Here is a 16,209-nt window from a genome sequence, read left to right as displayed (position 1 = left end):
AGTCATGGAAGCATTCACCACGCACACCGGCCGGGCCGTCCCGCTGCGCCGCTCCAACGTCGACACCGACCAGATCATCCCTGCTCACTGGCTCAAGAAGGTGACCCGGGACGGATTCGAGGACGGGCTGTTCGAGGCCTGGCGCAAGGACCCGTCCTTCATCCTCAACCAGCCCGAGCGCAAGGGCGCGACCGTCCTGATCGCCGGCCCCGACTTCGGCACCGGCTCCTCCCGTGAGCACGCCGTCTGGGCGCTGCAGAACTACGGCTTCAAGGCCGTCATCTCCTCCCGCTTCGCGGACATCTTCCGCGGCAACTCGCTCAAGAACGGCCTGCTCACGGTGATCGTGGAGCAGAAGATCGTGGACGCGCTGCAGGAGCTCACGGAGAAGGACGCGACTGCTGAGGTCACAGTGGACCTTGAGGCTCGTGAGGTTCGCGCCGAGGGCATCACCGCGGCCTTCGAGCTCGACGAGAACGCCCGTTGGCGGCTGCTGAACGGGCTGGACGACATCTCCATCACGCTGCAGAACGAGGCCGACATCGCCGCGTACGAGGCCAAGCGCCCCTCGTACAAGCCGAGGACGATCCAGGTCTGACCGGAGCGATCGCCCCAAGCAACTGAACAGGTCGAGTTTCGGCCACCGTGACACCCCCGCCGTACCCCCGATCAGCCCGATCGGGGGTACAGCTGTGTCTGCACCCGAACGGCCCTGCACGCCCCGACCCGCCATCTCAACTTCCCGCGTTACGACGGTTGTTGTCGGGGTACGCGACCGTTGTGACCGTGGCTCCCACGGGCGCCCGGGAGGCCGTTCGAGGCGGCAGTTGCACCCTGAGCAGGCGACAACTCGCCCCAGATGGCACAATCTGTGCATGGAACACGACGGCCAACTCGAGCTCTATGCGGCAGTCGCGGACCAACTCAAGGAAGCGCACACAAGAGTGCGCGCACTGCAAGTCCCGGAGGGCGTACGGATGGCGCTGACCCGGAAGCTGCTGGTCATTACGGCCGCGGCCAAGCACGATCTCGCCGATGCGACAAGGCGTCTGGAGCGGTTCGTGGCGGACCTCGACGCGGGTCGATTCCCCGAAGAGGAACGCTGAACGAGTCCGAGACAGTCGAGTTCGTTGCGGCGCACGGGTGATAAGCCTGTTTCGTGTTTGATTTGCGGTATATATCTGCCTAACGTGCGAAAAAGCTTGAACACTTTCGTTCTGGCAATGTCTCCGAAGGGGAAGACGTGAACAAGGCGCAGCTCGTAGAAACCATTGCCGACAAGATGGGCGGCCGTCAGCAGGCCGCCGAGGCTGTCGACGCCGTCCTGGACGCCGTCGTCCGCGCGGTCGTCGCAGGTGACCGGGTCTCGGTCACCGGCTTCGGTTCGTTCGAGAAGGTCGACCGTCCGGCCCGTTACGCCCGCAACCCCCAGACGGGAGAGCGGGTCCGGGTCAAGAAGACCTCCGTGCCGCGCTTCCGCGCGGGCCAGGGTTTCAAGGACCTGGTGAGCGGCTCGAAGAAGCTCCCGAAGGGCGACATCGCCGTCAAGAAGGCGCCCAAGGGCAGCCTGACCGGCGGTGCCTCCGCGACGGTCAAGAAGGCCGCCGCGAAGAAGGCCGCCCCGGCGAAGAGGGGGACGGCCGCCGCGAAGAAGACCACGGCGCGCAAGACGACGGCCAAGAAGACCACGGCCACCGCGAAGAAGGCCCCGGCGAAGAAGGCGCCCGCCAAGACCACGGCGACCGCCAAGTCCACCGCCGCGAAGCAGACCACCGCCAAGAAGACGACGGCCAAGAAGGCCCCGGCGAAGAAGGCGACGGCCAAGAAGGCCCCCGCCAAGAAGTCGACGTCTCGCACCACCACCGCCAAGAAGGCCACCGCCCGCAAGAGGTAAGGGCACAGGGGCACTCACGCGCCGGGCCGGACTCCCCACGGAGTCCGGCCCGCGGCGTGTCCACAGGGTCCTCAGAAGGTGTGGAGCGTGACCAGGGTGGCCCGGCGGGCCTCGCCCTCGCCCTCCGTCTCGATGCGCACCCGCTGCCCGGGCCGCAGCAGTCTGAGCCCGCCCGCGTCGAACGCCGGCGCGTCGAAGGGCACCGGGGTGCCGTCGTCCAGGAGTACCTGGCCGCTGCGGCTGTCGGGGTCGTACGTGTATGCGGTCGCCTGCATGGCGGCAGCCTACTGCCCGGGAATCAGCAGCCGCGCGGCCGCCGCGGCCGTCCGTGGACCCACCCCGAGGGCGAGCGCGGCGCGCAGGTCGGCGCCGGTGTCCACGTCCTGGCGTACGGAATCCACCGTGTCGAGGACGAGTTCCGCGGCGCCGGACGCGCGATGGCGGGCCCGGGAATCCGTACCGAAGGCGGGCCGCAATTCCTCGCCTTCCCGGGCGGCCAGCAGAGTGGTGCCGATTTCGGCGGCGTCCGGGAGAAATGCGCGGGGGAATTCCGCGGCCGCGTCCAGTACCCGGGCCAATTCCAGCGGGCGCAGTGCCGGAAGATCGGCGTTCAGAGCCGCCACGGCGCTTTCCGGGCGTTGCGCGCGTACGACTGCCGACGCGTGCGCCAAAGCGGCGTTCAGGCCGCCGGAGGGCTCGTCGGTGACGATGTGGGCGCCCAGTGCGCCCAGCTCCCGGCCGGCCAGGACGTCGTCCGTGACGACCGCCACATCCTTCACCGCGGGGCAGGCCAGCGCGGCCGCCACGGTGTCCTGGGCGAAGGCCAGGGCAAGGCCCGGGCGCAGCCCGTCGGAGGCGGTGTCCGAGAGCCTGCTCTTGGCCCGCGCCAGAGGTTTCAGGGGTATGACCAAGGTCCACTGCACGAGCGTTTCGTCCCTCTCTTGTCGCGGCCATTGTCACTCAGCCGTCACCAGGACCATCTGGCGGTCGCGGAACCGGGGCGTACGGTGTTCTCGACAGACCGGCGGCCTGGGGCGACACTTGTGCGGCCCCAGGCCCTAGAGGAAGGTGTCCGCGTGCCCCGCCGCAGAATCGGGTTCTGGTACCGCTTCGCAGCGGTCCTGTGCAAACCGCCGTTGGTGGTTCTGATCAAGCGGGACTGGCGCGGAATGGAGAACATTCCGGTCGAGGGCGGATTTATCACCGCGGTGAACCACAATTCGCACATCGATCCCCTCGCGTACGGGCACTTCCAGTACAACACCGGCCGCGTTCCAAGATTCCTGGCGAAGAGCGGTCTTTTCCGGAAGGGATTCGTCGGCGCGGCGATGCGCGGCACCGGACAGATCCCCGTCTATCGCGAGAGCACGGACGCGCTCAGCGCCTTCCGGGCCGCGATCGACGCGGTGGAGCGCGGCGAATGCGTCGCCTTCTACCCCGAGGGCACCCTCACCCGCGACCCGAACGGCTGGCCCATGACCGGCAAGACCGGTGCCGCCCGGGTCGCCCTGCAGACCAAGTGCCCGGTGATTCCGGTGGCCCAGTGGGGCGCCAACGAGGTCCTGCCGCCGTACGCCAGGAGGCTCAACCTCCTTCCGCGCAAGACGCACCGGGTGCTCGCGGGCCCGCCCGTGGACCTGGCGCCCTTCTACGACAAGGAGATGACCCCGGACCTCCTGAAGGAGGCGACCGAGGTGATCATGGCCGCCATCACCCGCCTGCTGGAGGACATCCGCGGCGAGAAGGCGCCCGTCACGCCCTACGACCCGCGCCGCGAGCGGATCGAGCAACGGCGCCGCACCCGGGCGCAGACGCAGCGGAAGGTCGAACAGGAAGAGGGGCAGGGCACGTGAGCAAGCCGGTCAAGGCAGCGGTCTTCAGCGCCGGTTCGTGGGGCACCGCCTTCGGCATGGTGCTCGCCGACGCGGGGTGCGAGGTCACTCTGTGGGCGCGCCGGGCGGAGGTCGCACAAGCGATCAACTCCACCCGGACGAACCCCGACTACCTGCCCGGCGTCGAGCTGCCGGAGAACATGAGAGCCACCACGGACGCGGCCGAGGCCGCCGCCGGCGCCGACTTCACGATCCTCTCCGTGCCCTCCCAGACGCTGCGCGCCAACCTCGCCGAGTGGACGCCGCTGCTCGCGCCGGACACGGTCCTCGTGTCGCTGATGAAGGGCGTCGAACTCGGCTCCGCCATGCGGATGAGCGAGGTGATCGAGGACGTCGCCAAGGTGGGGCAGAACCGCATCGCCGTGGTCACCGGGCCCAACCTCGCACGGGAGATCGCCGCCCGGATGCCGGCCGCGGCCGTGGTCGCGTGCACCGACGAGGCGGTCGCCCAGCGACTCCAGGCCGCCTGCCACACGCCGTACTTCCGCCCGTACACCAACACCGACGTCCTCGGCTGCGAACTCGGCGGCGCGGTGAAGAACGTGATCGGTCTCGCCGTCGGCATCGTGGACGGCATGGGCCTGGGCGACAACGCCAAGGGCTCCCTGATCACGCGCGGGCTCGCCGAGACCACCCGCCTCGGCCTCGCGATGGGCGCCGACCCGCTGACGTTCTCGGGACTCGCCGGGCTCGGCGACCTGGTGGCGACCTGTTCCTCGCCGCTGTCCCGCAACCACACCTTCGGCACCAACCTCGGCAAGGGCATGACGCTTCAGGAGACCATCGCGGTCACCAAGCAGACCGCCGAGGGCGTCAAGTCCTGTGAGTCCGTGCTGGATCTGGCCCGCAGGCACGGTGTCGACATGCCCATCACCGAGACGGTCGTGGGAATCGTCCACGAGGGCAAGCCTCCCGTGGTCGCCCTCAAGGAGCTCATGTCGCGCAGCGCGAAGCCGGAACGACGCTGAGCTACGGCGGCCAAGTGGTCGCTGATCAATCGGATACCAGCGGGTACTCTCAACGCGATATGAGCACCCAGAACCTCCCCCAGAACCCAGAGCAGCCGCCTCGCAAGCCGCGCGTGGCCGTCGTGTTCGGCGGACGCAGCTCCGAACACGGGATCTCCACGGTCACCGCCGGCGCCGTACTGCGGGCCATCGACCGGACGAAGTACGACGTCCTGCCGATCGGCATCACCCGTGAGGGCCGGTGGGTGCTCACCGCCGACGAACCCGAACGCATGGCGATCACCGAGCGCCGTACTCCCGATGTCGAGGAACTCGCCGACTCGAGCGAGGGCGGCGTGGTGCTGCCGGTCGACCCCGCGAACCGCGAAGTCGTCTACAGCGAGCCCGGATCGGTGCCCAAGGCGCTCGGCGAGGTCGACGTCGTGTTCCCGGTGCTGCACGGCCCCTACGGCGAGGACGGCACCCTCCAGGGCCTGCTGGAGCTCTCCGGTGTGCCGTACGTGGGTTCGGGAGTGCTCGCCTCGGCCGTCGGCCAGGACAAGGAGTACATGAAGCGGGTGTTCACCTCCTTCGGGCTCAAGGTCGGCCCGTACGTGGTGATCCGGCCGCGCGAGTGGGAGCGGGACGAGTCCGCGGCCCGCAAGAAGATCGTCGACCTGGCGGGCGAGCACGGCTGGCCGCTGTTCGTGAAGCCCGCGCGCGCGGGATCGTCGATCGGCATCACCAAGGTCGACGACCTGGCGGGGCTGGACGAGGCGATCGCCGAGGCTCAGCGGCACGACCCGAAGATCCTCGTGGAGGCGGCGCTGCGGGGCCGCGAGATCGAGTGCGGGGTGCTGGAGTTCGAGGACGGCCCCCGGGCGAGCGTGCCCTCGGAGATCCCGCCGCCGGACACGCACGCGTACTACGACTTCGAGGCGAAGTACATCGACTCGACGCCCGGCATCGTGCCCGCCCCGCTGACCGACGAGCAGACCGCCGAGGTGCAGCGGCTCGCGGTGGAGGCCTTCGACGCCGCCTCCTGCGAGGGCTTGGTGCGCGCGGACTTCTTCCTCACCGAGGACGGCGAGTTCGTGATCAACGAGATCAACACGATGCCCGGCATGACACCGATCTCGATGTACCCGCAGATGTGGCAGGCGAGCGGGATCAGCTATCCGGAGCTGGTGGACCTGTTGGTGCAGGCGGCGCTGCGGCGGGCGACGGGCCTGCGCTGAGCCGGCGGGCCGGTCGCCCGAGCGGGCGGCCAGCGGGCGGCTAGTCGGCGATCCCTTCGGGGACCGCCTTCTTGACGGCCGGAGCGAGGTCGACCAGTACTCCGGAGCTGTCCTGCTCCTTGGGCACCGTCACCTCGACGTACGCGCTGCGATTGGCGGTGGTGAAGCGGTACGCTCCGTCGTCCTGCTTCTCCATCAGCCAGTCGACGCCGTTCACACCGCCGGCCACCGCGTCCGGGTCGCCGCCTTCGGCCACCTTGGGGTCGACCATCTTGGGCGGTCGTACGACACCGCAGCGCAGTATGATCGCCGGGCTTCCCCAGCCCGCCGTCAGTGCGGAGGCGGGCTCGGGATCCTCACGGCCCAGACCGTCCAGCTTCGTCGGCAGCGCCTTGTCCAGGTTCCGGCACAGCTTCATGACCTTCGCACTCGGACTGGGAACCGCCGCCGACGCACTGTCGTCTGCTGAGGAGCAGCCCGCGACCGTGATCAGCACGGCGAGCGCGGGCGGCCCGATGAGGATGCGGTACCGGTGGCGGAAGAAGTTCACCGGCCAAGGGTAGACGGGGGCTACAGATGGACGACCGGGCAGGTCAGTGTGCGGGTGATGCCGTCCACTTGCTGGACCTTCGCGACCACCATGCGGCCGAGATCGTCGACCGTGTCGGCCTGGGCGCGCACGATCACGTCGTACGGTCCCGTCACGTCCTCGGCCTGGATGATCCCAGGAATCTTGCTGATCGTCTCGGCGACGGTCGACGCTTTGCCGACCTCCGTCTGGATCAGGATGTACGCCTGTACCACGGAACCTCCAGGGCGGCCACGAGGATCATGTGGGGAAAAGGAACGCCACGGTATCGCGTCCCCGCTCGCCGCGGGGAGACCTGCGGAGACCAGGGCTTGCGCGCCGGGGTGCAGGCACGGAAGAAGTTGACGGTCTTCTCGACCGTATCGAGGACACTGGTGACGCGCGACCGGGCACGGACAGGTACAGAAGGGGCGTAAGGGCAATGAAGGGCACTGTTGGTGAGCTCGGTGAGTTCGGGCTCATCAGGGAGCTCACCTCCCGTCTCACCACCACCCCGGCGGTCCGGGTCGGCCCCGGCGACGACGCCGCGGTGGTGGCCGCTCCCGACCGCAGGGTGGTGGCGAGCACCGACATCCTCCTGGAGGGACGGCACTTCCGCCGTGACTGGTCCACGGCCTACGACGTGGGCCGCAAGGCCGCCGCGCAGAACCTCGCGGACATCGCCGCCATGGGCGCCGTCCCGACCGCGCTGCTGCTCGGCCTGGTCGTCCCGGCCGAACTCCCGGTGGCCTGGCCGGTCGAGATGATGGACGGCCTGCGCGACGAGTGCCAGGTCGCGGGCGCGTCCGTGGTCGGCGGGGACGTCGTACGCGGCGACACGATCATGGTGTCGATCACCGCGCTCGGCGATCTGCGCAACAACGAGCCCGTGACGCGAGGGGGTGCGCAGCCCGGCGACATCGTCGCGGTGACCGGCTGGCTGGGCTGGTCCGCGGCCGGGTTCGCGGTGCTCTCCCGAGGGTTCCGCTCGCCGCGCGCCTTCGTGGAGGCACATCGGCGCCCCGAGCCGCCGTACCACGCGGGACCGGCCGCCGCCGGGCTCGGCGCGACCGCGATGTGCGACGTGAGCGACGGGCTGATCGCCGACCTCGGGCACATCGCCGAGGCCAGCAAGGTCCGTATCGACGTCCGCTCCGGGGCGATCGACATCCCGTCCCAGATGAACGACATCGGGCAGGCCGTCGGCGTCGATCCCATGCAGTGGGTGCTCACCGGGGGAGAGGACCACGCGATCGTCGCGACCTTCCCGCCGGACGTGAAGCTGCCGGCCCGCTGGAAGATCATCGGCGAGGTGCTCAACCCGTCGGCGCTGCCCCAGGTGACCGTGGACGGGGCGCCGTGGACCAAGAAGGGCGGCTGGGACCACTTCGGGGACATCGAGTCATGAGCGCGCCGCCTCGTGTTCTCACGGTCGCGGGCTCCGACTCCGGTGGTGGCGCGGGCATCCAGGCCGACCTGAAGACGATGCTCGCGCTCGGCGTGCACGGCATGAGTGTCGTCACGGCGGTCACCGCGCAGAACTCCCTTGGTGTGCAAGGGGCCTGGGAGCTTCCGGTGGAGGCCGTACGGGCGCAGTACCGCAGCGTCGTCGACGACATCGGCGTCCAGGCGATCAAGACCGGGATGCTTGCCTCCGCCGAACTCGTGGAGGCGGTGGCCGAGTTGATCGGCGGGACGGACGCGCCCGCCGTCGTCGACCCGGTCGGCGTCTCCAAGCACGGGGACCCCCTGCTCGCCGCGTCGGCCCTGGACTCCGTACGGACGAAACTGCTGCCGGTCGCAACCGTGGCGACGCCGAACCTCGACGAGGTGGCCCAGCTCACGGGGGTGCGGGTCGAGTCGGAATCCGGGATGGTCGAAGCCGCCGCTGCCGTGCTGTCGTACGGACCGCGCTGGGTGCTCATCAAGGGCGGTCACCTGCCCGGTGACGCCGTGGACCTGCTCACCGACGGCTCCGAGGAACACTGGCTGCGCGCGCCGAGGTACGACAACCGGCACACGCACGGCACGGGCTGCACCCTCGCCTCGGCGATCGCCTCGCAGCTGGCGAAGGGGCAGTCCGTGCCGGAGGCGGTGGCGGCGGCCAAGGAGTACGTCACCGGCGCGATCGCGGCCGGGTTCGCGCTCGGCGGGGGGATCGGGCCTGTGGACCATGGGTGGCGGTTCAGGGCGGGCGGCGGGGCGTAAACGCTTGCGCGAGCGTTTACGCGGTCTGGTGAGCCGGGTGCGGGCGTGCAAAAAGCCGGTCCACACTGGGTGGACCGGCTCTGTGCAGCGAACCAGCAGTGGCCGCGCGCTTAGCTGTGCGTCAGCGCGAGACCTTGCCGGCCTTGATGCACGAGGTGCAAGCGTTCAGGCGCTTCGGCGTCCCGCCGACCACAGTACGCACGCGCTGGATGTTCGGGTTCCAGCGACGGGACGTACGGCGGTGCGAGTGCGAGATGCTGTTGCCGAAGCCCGGCCCCTTGCCGCAGACGTCGCAGTTGGCAGCCACGGGTCACTCCAAAGACTTCAGATGCACTTACGGTGGATCCCGGCATGCCGGGATCGAGATCGTAGGATCAGAGATCTGATTGGCGGTGCCAGGGGGATTGGCCCGAGTGGATCGGGCAACCGGAGCAGCATACAACGACTGCGCCAGTAGAACGAAACTACCATGGCTGCTCAGGGCCTCGCTCCAGGCCCTCTTCCGGTGAACACCACCCCGAGGTCTACGCTGCGTCCCACGTCCAGCAGCTCAAGGAGGCGCAGGTGGCGCAGGTGCCGCAGACATTCTTCGATGCTCTCGCGGTGCGCACCTGGTGCGGTCTCGCGCTCCGGGCGCTGGGCCGGGCGCGCGAGGAGATCGACGCGATCAATGTCTATCCCGTCGCGGACGGGGACACCGGAACGAACCTGTATCTGACCGTCGAGTCGGCCGTCGCGGCCGTGGAGGCGGTGTTCGCGGGGCACGCGGCGAGCATGCCGACCGCCGGGAGGCCCGCGCTGGCCGACGCCGCGCGGGCGATGGCGCACGGGGCACTCATAGGCGCGCGGGGCAACTCGGGAACGATCCTCGCGCAGCTGCTCCGCGGCATGGCACAGGTGCTCGCCGCCGACGGTGAGACCGCTCACACCGACGGCCGGGGCCTGACGCTCGCCCTGCGGCACGCGGCCGACTCCGCCCGCCAGGCCGTGGCCCGTCCCGTCGAGGGCACGGTCCTCACTGTCGCCTCGGCCGCCGCCGACGCGGCCACCGGAGCCGAGGGCGACTGCGCGACGGTGGCCCGCGCGGCCTACGAGGGCGCCCGCGCCGCCCTCGCCGCGACCCCCGGCCAGCTGGCCGTCCTGGAGCGCGCCGGGGTGGTCGACGCGGGTGGACGGGGGCTGGTGGCGGTGCTGGGGGCGCTGGTGGAGACGTTCACCGGGGAGGCGCCGGGGGTGGACCCTTCGGGTGCTTCGGGTGCTTCGGGTGCTTCGGGTGCTTCGGGTGCTTCGGGTGCGGGCGGGCACGCGCGCGTGGAGCACGGGGAGGTCGGTCGGGCGGACGACGATGGGGATGGGGATGGTGACGGAGAGCAGGGCGGCTGGGCAGACCGCGACGGCGACAGCGACCGCGACGGCGATCGGGAGCACGGCGGCGACGAGTGTGCGGACGGTGCCTCGGAGGAGGGCGGGCCCGCCTTCGAGGTGATCTACCTCCTGGAGGCCGACGACGCGGCCGTCGCGCGGTTGCGCGCGCGGCTCGACGCCCTCGGGGACTCGCTCGTCGTGGTCGGCGGTGACGGGCTGTGGAACGTCCATGTGCACGTCGACGACGCGGGCGCCGCTGTGGAGGCGGGCGTCGAGGCCGGGCGGCCGTACCGGATCCGGATCACGCACTTCGGACTCGGCGACGTGCACACCACCGGCGCCGAGCGGCCGGCCCGGGAGCGTGCCCAGCGCGCCGTCGTGGCCGTCGTACCCGGCGAGGGTCTGGCCGGGCTCTACACCGAGGCCGGCGCGACGACCGTGCTCGCGCGCCCCGGGGAGCCGCCTGCGAGCGGAGAGCTCGTCGAGGCGGTACGGCGTGCCCACGCGCTGGAGGTGGTGCTGCTGCCCAACGACGCGGACCTGCGCCACACCGCGGCCGCGGCCGCCGAGCAGGCCCGCACGGAAGGCATCCGCGTGGCGCTCATCCCGACGCGCTCCGCGGTCCAGGGCATCGCCGCGCTCGCCGTGCACGAGCCGGACCGCCGCTTCGACGAGGACGTCGTGACCATGACCTCGGCGGCGGGTGCCACCCGGTACGCCGAGGTCGTCGTCGCGGAACGCCAGTCCTGGACCATGGCCGGCATCTGCCAGGCCGGTGACGTCCTCGGCCTCATCGACGGCGACGTGGCCGTCATCGGGGCGGACGTCACCGTCACCGCCGAAACGGTCCTCGACCGCATGCTCGCGGCCGGCGGCGAGCTGGTCACCCTTGTGCTGGGTGACGAGGCGCCCGAGCTTGTCGCCCAGCATCTCGAAGCGCGCGTGCGGGAGTCGTACCTGGCCGTCGACACGGTGGTGTACCGGGGCGGTCGGCAGGGGGCCGTGCTCCTCATCGGAGTGGAGTAGGCCCCGGTCGGCCTCATCGGGGTCGAGCAGGTCCTAGTCGGCCGGTTGTTCGTCCGCCTGTGCCGCCGCCTGTTCCTCCACGACCTGGAGCAGCTGCCGGGCCTCGGCCAGTCGTGCCCGAGCCACCTCGTCCTCGGCCTCGTCCGCGCCGTACGCCGCCAGCACCGCACGCGCGCGTGCCGCCGCCCGGGCGGGGCGGCTCAGGTCGGCCTCCAGCCAGCCCGCGGTGAGTTCGGCGCCGGTCCGGCTGTCCAGGGCGTCCGCCCCGAGGGAGGCGAACAGCACGATGGCCTCCGCCACCTGGGCCAGGGAATCCTCCAGCACGGCCCGGATCGAGTCGTCCTCGGCGTCCTCGGCGGCGGTACGGGCCAGCAGGTCGCCGAACTGGCGGCGGGTGTGGCCGAGTTCGGCGACGAGCCGCTGCCGGGCGTCCTCGTCGGCCAGCTCCGAGCCCAGCGCCGTCTCGCACTCCCGGACGGCGCTCGCCATCAACTCCCGTGCCTCCTCGGGCCCCTCCTCCGGGCGCAGCGCGAGCCACGCGCGGGCGCGCAGGGAGCGGACGAGGCCATGGACGTTGCCGAGCGACCGCCAAAGATCGCCCGCGCGCGCGTACGCCCGGTCCGCGTCGGCATGCTGCCCCGCGTGCCCGAGGGACTCGGCGGCGAGGTGGGCGAGCGTCGCGTGGTCGTGCTGCTCGGGCCAGTGCCGGGAGATATCGGCCGCCTGGAGCCGCCGTTCGGCTGCCGCGCGGTGTTCGCCGAGCTCGCTCAGACAGTCGCCGAGCCACCACTGCGTCTGCACGATCGCGCCGTCGCCGTGCGTCTCGGCGTTCAGATCGGGCAGCGCCGACTCCAGCACCTCCGCGGCCTCGGCCCACCGTCCCAGTCGCAGCAGGAATCCGCCGAGCTGCTGACGTGCCCAGGCCCCGAGCGTCGGGCCCTCGCCGGCCTCGTCGGCCCAGTGCGCCGCCTCCAGGGCGTGCTCGGCCGCCTCCTGAGCCAGCCCTCTGCCGCCGACGACCTCGGCGAGCTGGAGGTGCAGCTGGGCCCGTCCGATGGCCTCCAGATGCGGCCCGCCGTGCTCCAGGGCAGCCCGCAGCGCCCGTTCCGTCTCGGCCGGGTCGCCGAGGTGGTGCGCGAGCCCCGCCAACCGGGCCTCGTACTCCACCGCGAACCAGGGCAGCCCCGCACCCACGAACGCCGCCGCGGCCAGCGCGAACAGCTCTGCGGCCGCCTCCACGTCCCCTCTGTGCCCCGCCAGCTCCGCGAGCATCGCCTGCGCCTCAGCGGCCCGCGCCGCAAGCCGCACGTCCTCCCCGGTACGCCCCTCGGCCAGCGCCAGCACCTCCCGCGCGGCCACCTCGGCAGTGGCGAGAACCGAGCCCACGGAGGGGCCGCCGACCGGAGGCACGGCAGGCTGGGGGCCGTCATCGGGGGTCGCCTCCCCACCCGGCGCCGCTGCCCCCTGCCGCTCATCGGCGAGGAGCCCGTCGTCCCCCCGGGACTCGACGACCTGCTGCACCCGGCGCATCAGAATCCGCGCCCGCCCCATCAGCACCGACGCCGTCTGCCGTACGCCGGTGCCGTCCTCGGCGTACAGCGCGAGGATCTCGTCGTACGGCTCGGCGACCGCTGTCAGTGCCCCGTCCACGTCGCCTGCGAGGGCGCGTACGTACGCCGCACGCGCGCGTGCCGCCAAGGCCTCCCCGGGGTCGCCCGCCTCCGCGTACAGCTCGGCGGCGCGCTCGAAGAGGCCGACGCCCTCGGGGCCTCGGTCCATCGCCTCGTGGTCGGCGATCTCGGCCCGGTCGCGGGCGTCCAGCTCGATGCCCTCCGCGGCCCGTGCGACCGCCGCCCACGCCTCGACGGCGTTCGGCTGCAAGGTGTCCGACAGCCGTCGCGCCTCGGCGAGCAGGGCGGCCAGATCGGGCTCCTGCGGGGGGACGGACACCGGAGCCGCCACAGGATGTGCGGAGACCGCGCGCGCCGACCGCACGCCCAGCGGCAGCCGTTCCACCAGCGGCCGCTGGGCCATCCGCGCGTGTGCCCGTTCGCTGACGTACCGGGTGCCGTTGCGCTCGTCGAAGCGGGCGGCCAGCGCGAGGGCCTCCCCGCGCGCGTGGGCGGCGAGTTCGCGCGCGTTCCACGCCCGCTCGGCCGGTCCGGGCACCGGCTGCCCGCCGAGCCCGAGCTCGGTCAGACGGTCCATGAGCAGGGCCACCACCGCCATGAAGTCCAGCTTGCTGCGCGGATGTCCGTCGTCCGTGAAGTACGCCGGCCGCTCCGCGAGCAGCTCCAGACCACGAGCCTCGTTGCCGGACAGCGCGCAGAACTCGACGTGGTCGGCGTAGGCGCCACGCATGCTCTCCATGGCCCGTACGAGCCGGAAGCCCCGCAGATGGTTGGCGCGCGCCTCGTCCGCGCGGCTGAGCCGCAGCAGGGGCACCAGGGAGGACGCGAGCACCGTGTGCGGCTCGTGGGCGCACGTGTACTCGCCCGTAAGGACCGGCGCCCACAGCTCCAGCGCCTGCGCGTCCCGCCCGCGCTCCGACTGCCACCAGCCCTGCCCGTGCAGCTCGCAGGCGTGACAGTCGGCCATCGCGTCCCGGTCGGCGGCCAGCCACGCGGCGTACGCCCGCTCGGCCCGCGCTACGTCCCCGATGTGCGCGGCCACGCTGAACTCGGCGCTGCGCACGGCCCGTTCGGAGTGCCCGGCCAGCCGGTAGCGGTGCTCCATCTCGCCGAGCCACTTCTCGACGGAGGCGAGCGGAATGTGCGGCTGGTCGAGCATGCCGGACGACATCCACTTGAAGACCCAGTGCAGCGAGTGCGCCTCGTACTCGTCGAAGTCCTCGGGCCGTTCGTCCCACATGCGCAGCAGCCGCGCGAAGGGGACGAACATCTTGGCCTTCTCGGAGCTGTAGTTGTAGACCTTCAGCTGGTGCCCGAGCGCCTCGATCACCGCGAGCGGGACGTTCAGCTTCTCCGCCTCCGCGAGCAGCTGCTCCGCGCGCGCGTTGCGGGCCGGCCCCTCCGGCTGCTCGGAGTTCTCCGCCATCGCCCGGCGCAGCTCGTCGAAGTCCGTGATCTCACTCATCAGTGACCCTCCTCGCCGTGGGTGGCCCATTCCAGGAGGCCGATGAACGCCCGGTTCAGCAGCGCCGAGTCCGCGGGCCTGAGCGGCCGCTGGGCCATCAGCAGCGCCTGCCCGTACAGGGACTCGGTGGCGGTGCCGATCAGCTCCGGGTCGCCCAGGGAACTGATCCGCCGGATCAGCGGGTTGAGGTGGTTGAGCACCAGCCGCGCGCGCGGGGCGCTGCCCCGCAGCGAGCCGAGGATGCCCGCCCACAGGTCGTCCGCCTGCTCCTCGGCCTCCGCCCGGGCCTGCTCGTGCCGCGTCGACCGGTCATCCAGGTGCAGCGCGGGCACGGAGAGCGGATGGAAGGCGCGCAGGACGACGTCACAGCCCAAGGGTTCGAGTTTCGCCCGCGCGGCCCCCAGGAAGCCCGCCAGGGCCAGCTCCTCGGCCGGATCGACCGCGTCCAGATGCGCGGTCACGGTGTCGGCGTCCAGCTCGGCGACCACCGTCCCCGGCCGCACCGACGGCAGCGCCTCGATCAGCTCACTGTCGTACGTGTAGCCGCCGTTGATCACCCCGACGCCCTGCGCGGAGGCGATCGGCGCGACCTGCCGGTACTCCTCGACGGTCCGCGTGAAGTGCACCACCGGGTGGCGCTGCGCGAACTCCTCCAGGGACAGCCGCCCGTCGGTCGTCTCGAAGGGCAGCCACGGCAGCATCGTGCGCAGCATCTCCCGGTCGTGCCGCGCCAGCGACTTCACGCCCAGGTGGTGCACCTCCAGGAAGGCCGCCAGCCGCTCCGGATCACCGGCCGCCAGACCCGTCAGCCAGGACCGGATCCGCTCGCCCAGCGCCTCCCGTACGGCCGCCAGCGTCTCGTCCTCGTACAGCGACTCGCGCGAGGCCGTGGGGCGCAGACTGTCCGTGTCCAGGACACAGCGCACGAAGAACGCCCAGTCCGGCAGCAGTTGTTCGCCCCGCTCGGTCAGCAGCATGCCCTTCAGGTGCACGCGGTGACTCGCCCGCTGGGCCGGACTGACCGCCGACGGCAGGACGTACGCCATCCCGCGGATCCCGGCGAGCGGCACGTCCAGCTCGATCGAGTCCAGCGGAGTGAAACCGAACAGGTCGTAGCAGTGCCGCGCCAGGGCCACCCTTCGGGTGGCGGGGCTCGGATACGTCCGGTCCCAGGGCGCGGGCAGGTCGGTGACCGCCTCGTCGCCCACCCGCACGTCGTACGGCAGCAGCGAGCCGAAGTCCCGTGCCAGCGCGAGGACACGCTCCTCGGTGAGCCACTCCCCGGCACCGGCCCGCGCCATCAGATGCACGGTGGTGCCCGGTTCCGGACGGGCCTCGTCCGGCAGTGTCCGCACGGTGTACGAACCGTCGTCGCTCGCCGTCCACTCCACGGGTGCCGCAGCGGGCGTACGCGCACTGCGGCTGACCACCCGGATCCGCTCGGCGACCACGAAGCAGGCGAGCAGCCCGATGCCGAACTGCCCGAGGAAGTCGGAGCGGGCCTCCTGCAGCCCGTCGGCGCGCTTGGAGCTGCGCCCGATGGTGGCGAGGAGGGTGTGCACGTCCGCCTCGGTGAGCCCGATCCCGGAGTCCTCGACACGCAGGGACCCGCCCGCGCCGCTGTCGACGTGCAGCCGCACGCGCGCCGGGGCGTCGGGTTGCTCGGCCCGCCGGGCGGTGATCGCGTCCACCGCGTTCTGCAGCAGCTCGCGCAGATAGACCTTGGGGCTGGAGTAGAGGTGATGGGAGAGCAGGTCCACCAGACCACGCAGGTCGACCTGGAACGTATGAGGTGACTGGGGCGAAGGGGAAGCCGGAGAGGGCTGTGAGGTCTGGGAGTCCATCGTCGCTGCGCCGGTGGGGGGAACGGGCGACGGCGCGGGGTCGGGCGGTCCCGTGTGAGGCGGTGACCGCGGGGGATGGCTTGAGGCGCGCCATCCTAAGCCTCAACCAGCCGTCTGACCAGGGGTTTCCC

General features: G+C 71.4%; 16 protein-coding genes. 9 read left to right on the top strand and 7 right to left on the bottom strand.

The genetic code is table 11. The features are described 5' to 3' along the window. Positions 1-4 precede the first annotated feature (4 nt). The 3 genes from leuD to AC5P09_RS05520 all read left to right on the top strand — a co-directional run bounded on the left by leuD (position 5) and on the right by AC5P09_RS05520 (position 1,894). Positions 5-598, top strand: a complete 594-nt coding sequence (leuD, locus tag AC5P09_RS05530; RefSeq protein WP_307677518.1) for a 3-isopropylmalate dehydratase small subunit — start codon at positions 5-7, stop codon at positions 596-598. Between the two features lie 277 nt (positions 599-875). After that, entirely contained in the window at positions 876-1,106 is a 231-nt protein-coding gene (locus tag AC5P09_RS05525) for an SCO5555 family protein (protein ID WP_030045295.1), read from the top strand. Positions 1,107-1,243: 137 nt separating this feature from the next. Next, entirely contained in the window at positions 1,244-1,894 is a 651-nt protein-coding gene (locus tag AC5P09_RS05520; RefSeq protein WP_493872706.1) for an HU family DNA-binding protein, read from the top strand. 71 nt (positions 1,895-1,965) lie between these two features. On the opposite strand, the gene AC5P09_RS05515 is transcribed toward AC5P09_RS05520, so the two are convergent. Together AC5P09_RS05515 and cofC are read right to left on the bottom strand one after the other, a co-directional pair. Beyond that, on the bottom strand, positions 1,966-2,169 hold the full coding sequence (locus AC5P09_RS05515; protein WP_266433362.1) for a hypothetical protein: 204 nt from the start codon (positions 2,167-2,169) through the stop codon (positions 1,966-1,968). A gap of 9 nt (positions 2,170-2,178) precedes the next feature. After that, a complete protein-coding gene (gene cofC, locus AC5P09_RS05510) occupies positions 2,179-2,817 on the bottom strand; it encodes a 2-phospho-L-lactate guanylyltransferase (RefSeq protein ID WP_493872705.1) in 639 nt (212 codons plus the stop codon). Positions 2,818-2,970: 153 nt separating this feature from the next. On the opposite strand from cofC, the gene AC5P09_RS05505 reads away from it, so the two are divergent. The 3 genes from AC5P09_RS05505 to AC5P09_RS05495 are packed head-to-tail and all read left to right on the top strand — an operon-like array spanning position 2,971 to position 5,971. Then, entirely contained in the window at positions 2,971-3,747 is a 777-nt protein-coding gene (locus AC5P09_RS05505; protein ID WP_493872704.1) for a lysophospholipid acyltransferase family protein, read from the top strand. Further along, positions 3,744-4,754, top strand: coding sequence for an NAD(P)H-dependent glycerol-3-phosphate dehydrogenase (locus AC5P09_RS05500; protein ID WP_307677522.1), 1,011 nt, complete (start codon positions 3,744-3,746; stop codon positions 4,752-4,754). Before AC5P09_RS05505 ends, AC5P09_RS05500 begins: the two co-directional genes overlap by 4 nt. Before the next feature lie 59 nt (positions 4,755-4,813). Continuing rightward, positions 4,814-5,971 carry a D-alanine--D-alanine ligase family protein gene (locus AC5P09_RS05495; protein ID WP_493872703.1) on the top strand — a complete coding sequence of 386 codons (1,158 nt, stop codon included), beginning with the start codon at positions 4,814-4,816 and terminating at the stop codon, positions 5,969-5,971. 40 nt (positions 5,972-6,011) lie between these two features. Here the strand turns inward: AC5P09_RS05495 and AC5P09_RS05490 are convergent, their stop codons facing one another. Further along, positions 6,012-6,521 carry a DUF3515 domain-containing protein gene (locus AC5P09_RS05490; protein WP_493872702.1) on the bottom strand — a complete coding sequence of 170 codons (510 nt, stop codon included), beginning with the start codon at positions 6,519-6,521 and terminating at the stop codon, positions 6,012-6,014. A gap of 20 nt (positions 6,522-6,541) precedes the next feature. Then, the gene (locus AC5P09_RS05485) at positions 6,542-6,775 is read right to left on the bottom strand and encodes an Lrp/AsnC family transcriptional regulator (protein ID WP_020138723.1); all 234 of its coding nucleotides are present in this window, start codon (positions 6,773-6,775) and stop codon (positions 6,542-6,544) included. Positions 6,776-6,981: 206 nt separating this feature from the next. On the opposite strand from AC5P09_RS05485, the gene AC5P09_RS05480 reads away from it, so the two are divergent. Next, positions 6,982-7,947, top strand: a complete 966-nt coding sequence (locus AC5P09_RS05480) for a thiamine-phosphate kinase (protein WP_266433349.1) — start codon at positions 6,982-6,984, stop codon at positions 7,945-7,947. Then, positions 7,944-8,747, top strand: a complete 804-nt coding sequence (thiD, locus tag AC5P09_RS05475) for a bifunctional hydroxymethylpyrimidine kinase/phosphomethylpyrimidine kinase (RefSeq protein WP_493872701.1) — start codon at positions 7,944-7,946, stop codon at positions 8,745-8,747. Before AC5P09_RS05480 ends, thiD begins: the two co-directional genes overlap by 4 nt. 121 nt (positions 8,748-8,868) lie before the next feature. Here thiD and rpmB read toward each other — a convergent pair whose 3' ends face one another. Next, positions 8,869-9,054 carry a 50S ribosomal protein L28 gene (rpmB, locus tag AC5P09_RS05470; RefSeq protein ID WP_217234690.1) on the bottom strand — a complete coding sequence of 62 codons (186 nt, stop codon included), beginning with the start codon at positions 9,052-9,054 and terminating at the stop codon, positions 8,869-8,871. Between the two features lie 257 nt (positions 9,055-9,311). Here rpmB and AC5P09_RS05465 point away from each other — a divergent pair, with 257 nt between their 5' ends. Continuing rightward, complete coding sequence (locus AC5P09_RS05465) at positions 9,312-11,138, top strand: DAK2 domain-containing protein (RefSeq protein WP_493872700.1); 1,827 nt, start codon at positions 9,312-9,314, stop codon at positions 11,136-11,138. A gap of 33 nt (positions 11,139-11,171) precedes the next feature. On the opposite strand, the gene AC5P09_RS05460 is transcribed toward AC5P09_RS05465, so the two are convergent. Both AC5P09_RS05460 and AC5P09_RS05455 read right to left on the bottom strand, forming a co-directional pair. Further along, positions 11,172-14,234 (bottom strand): tetratricopeptide repeat protein, encoded by a 3,063-nt coding sequence (locus AC5P09_RS05460; RefSeq protein ID WP_493872699.1) that lies wholly within the window; start codon positions 14,232-14,234, stop codon positions 11,172-11,174. Beyond that, the gene (locus AC5P09_RS05455; protein ID WP_493872698.1) at positions 14,234-16,078 is read right to left on the bottom strand and encodes an HSP90 family protein; all 1,845 of its coding nucleotides are present in this window, start codon (positions 16,076-16,078) and stop codon (positions 14,234-14,236) included. Before AC5P09_RS05455 ends, AC5P09_RS05460 begins: the two co-directional genes overlap by 1 nt. Positions 16,079-16,209 lie beyond the last annotated feature (131 nt).

It is taken from the genome of Streptomyces sp. a15 (assembly GCF_059026085.1).
Note: the sequence above shows the minus strand (reverse complement) of the source record. Positions and strands in the feature narration are given on the sequence as shown.

Coding starts and splice junctions, on each gene's coding strand:
- leuD (WP_307677518.1), top strand. CDS start 5: ATGGAAGCATTCACCACGCACACCGGCCGGGCCGTCCCGCTGCGCCGC.
- AC5P09_RS05525 (WP_030045295.1), top strand. CDS start 876: ATGGAACACGACGGCCAACTCGAGCTCTATGCGGCAGTCGCGGACCAA.
- AC5P09_RS05515 (WP_266433362.1), bottom strand. CDS start 2,169: ATGCAGGCGACCGCATACACGTACGACCCCGACAGCCGCAGCGGCCAG.
- AC5P09_RS05495 (WP_493872703.1), top strand. CDS start 4,814: ATGAGCACCCAGAACCTCCCCCAGAACCCAGAGCAGCCGCCTCGCAAG.
- AC5P09_RS05480 (WP_266433349.1), top strand. CDS start 6,982: ATGAAGGGCACTGTTGGTGAGCTCGGTGAGTTCGGGCTCATCAGGGAG.
- thiD (WP_493872701.1), top strand. CDS start 7,944: ATGAGCGCGCCGCCTCGTGTTCTCACGGTCGCGGGCTCCGACTCCGGT.
- AC5P09_RS05460 (WP_493872699.1), bottom strand. CDS start 14,234: ATGAGTGAGATCACGGACTTCGACGAGCTGCGCCGGGCGATGGCGGAG.
- AC5P09_RS05455 (WP_493872698.1), bottom strand. CDS start 16,078: ATGGACTCCCAGACCTCACAGCCCTCTCCGGCTTCCCCTTCGCCCCAG.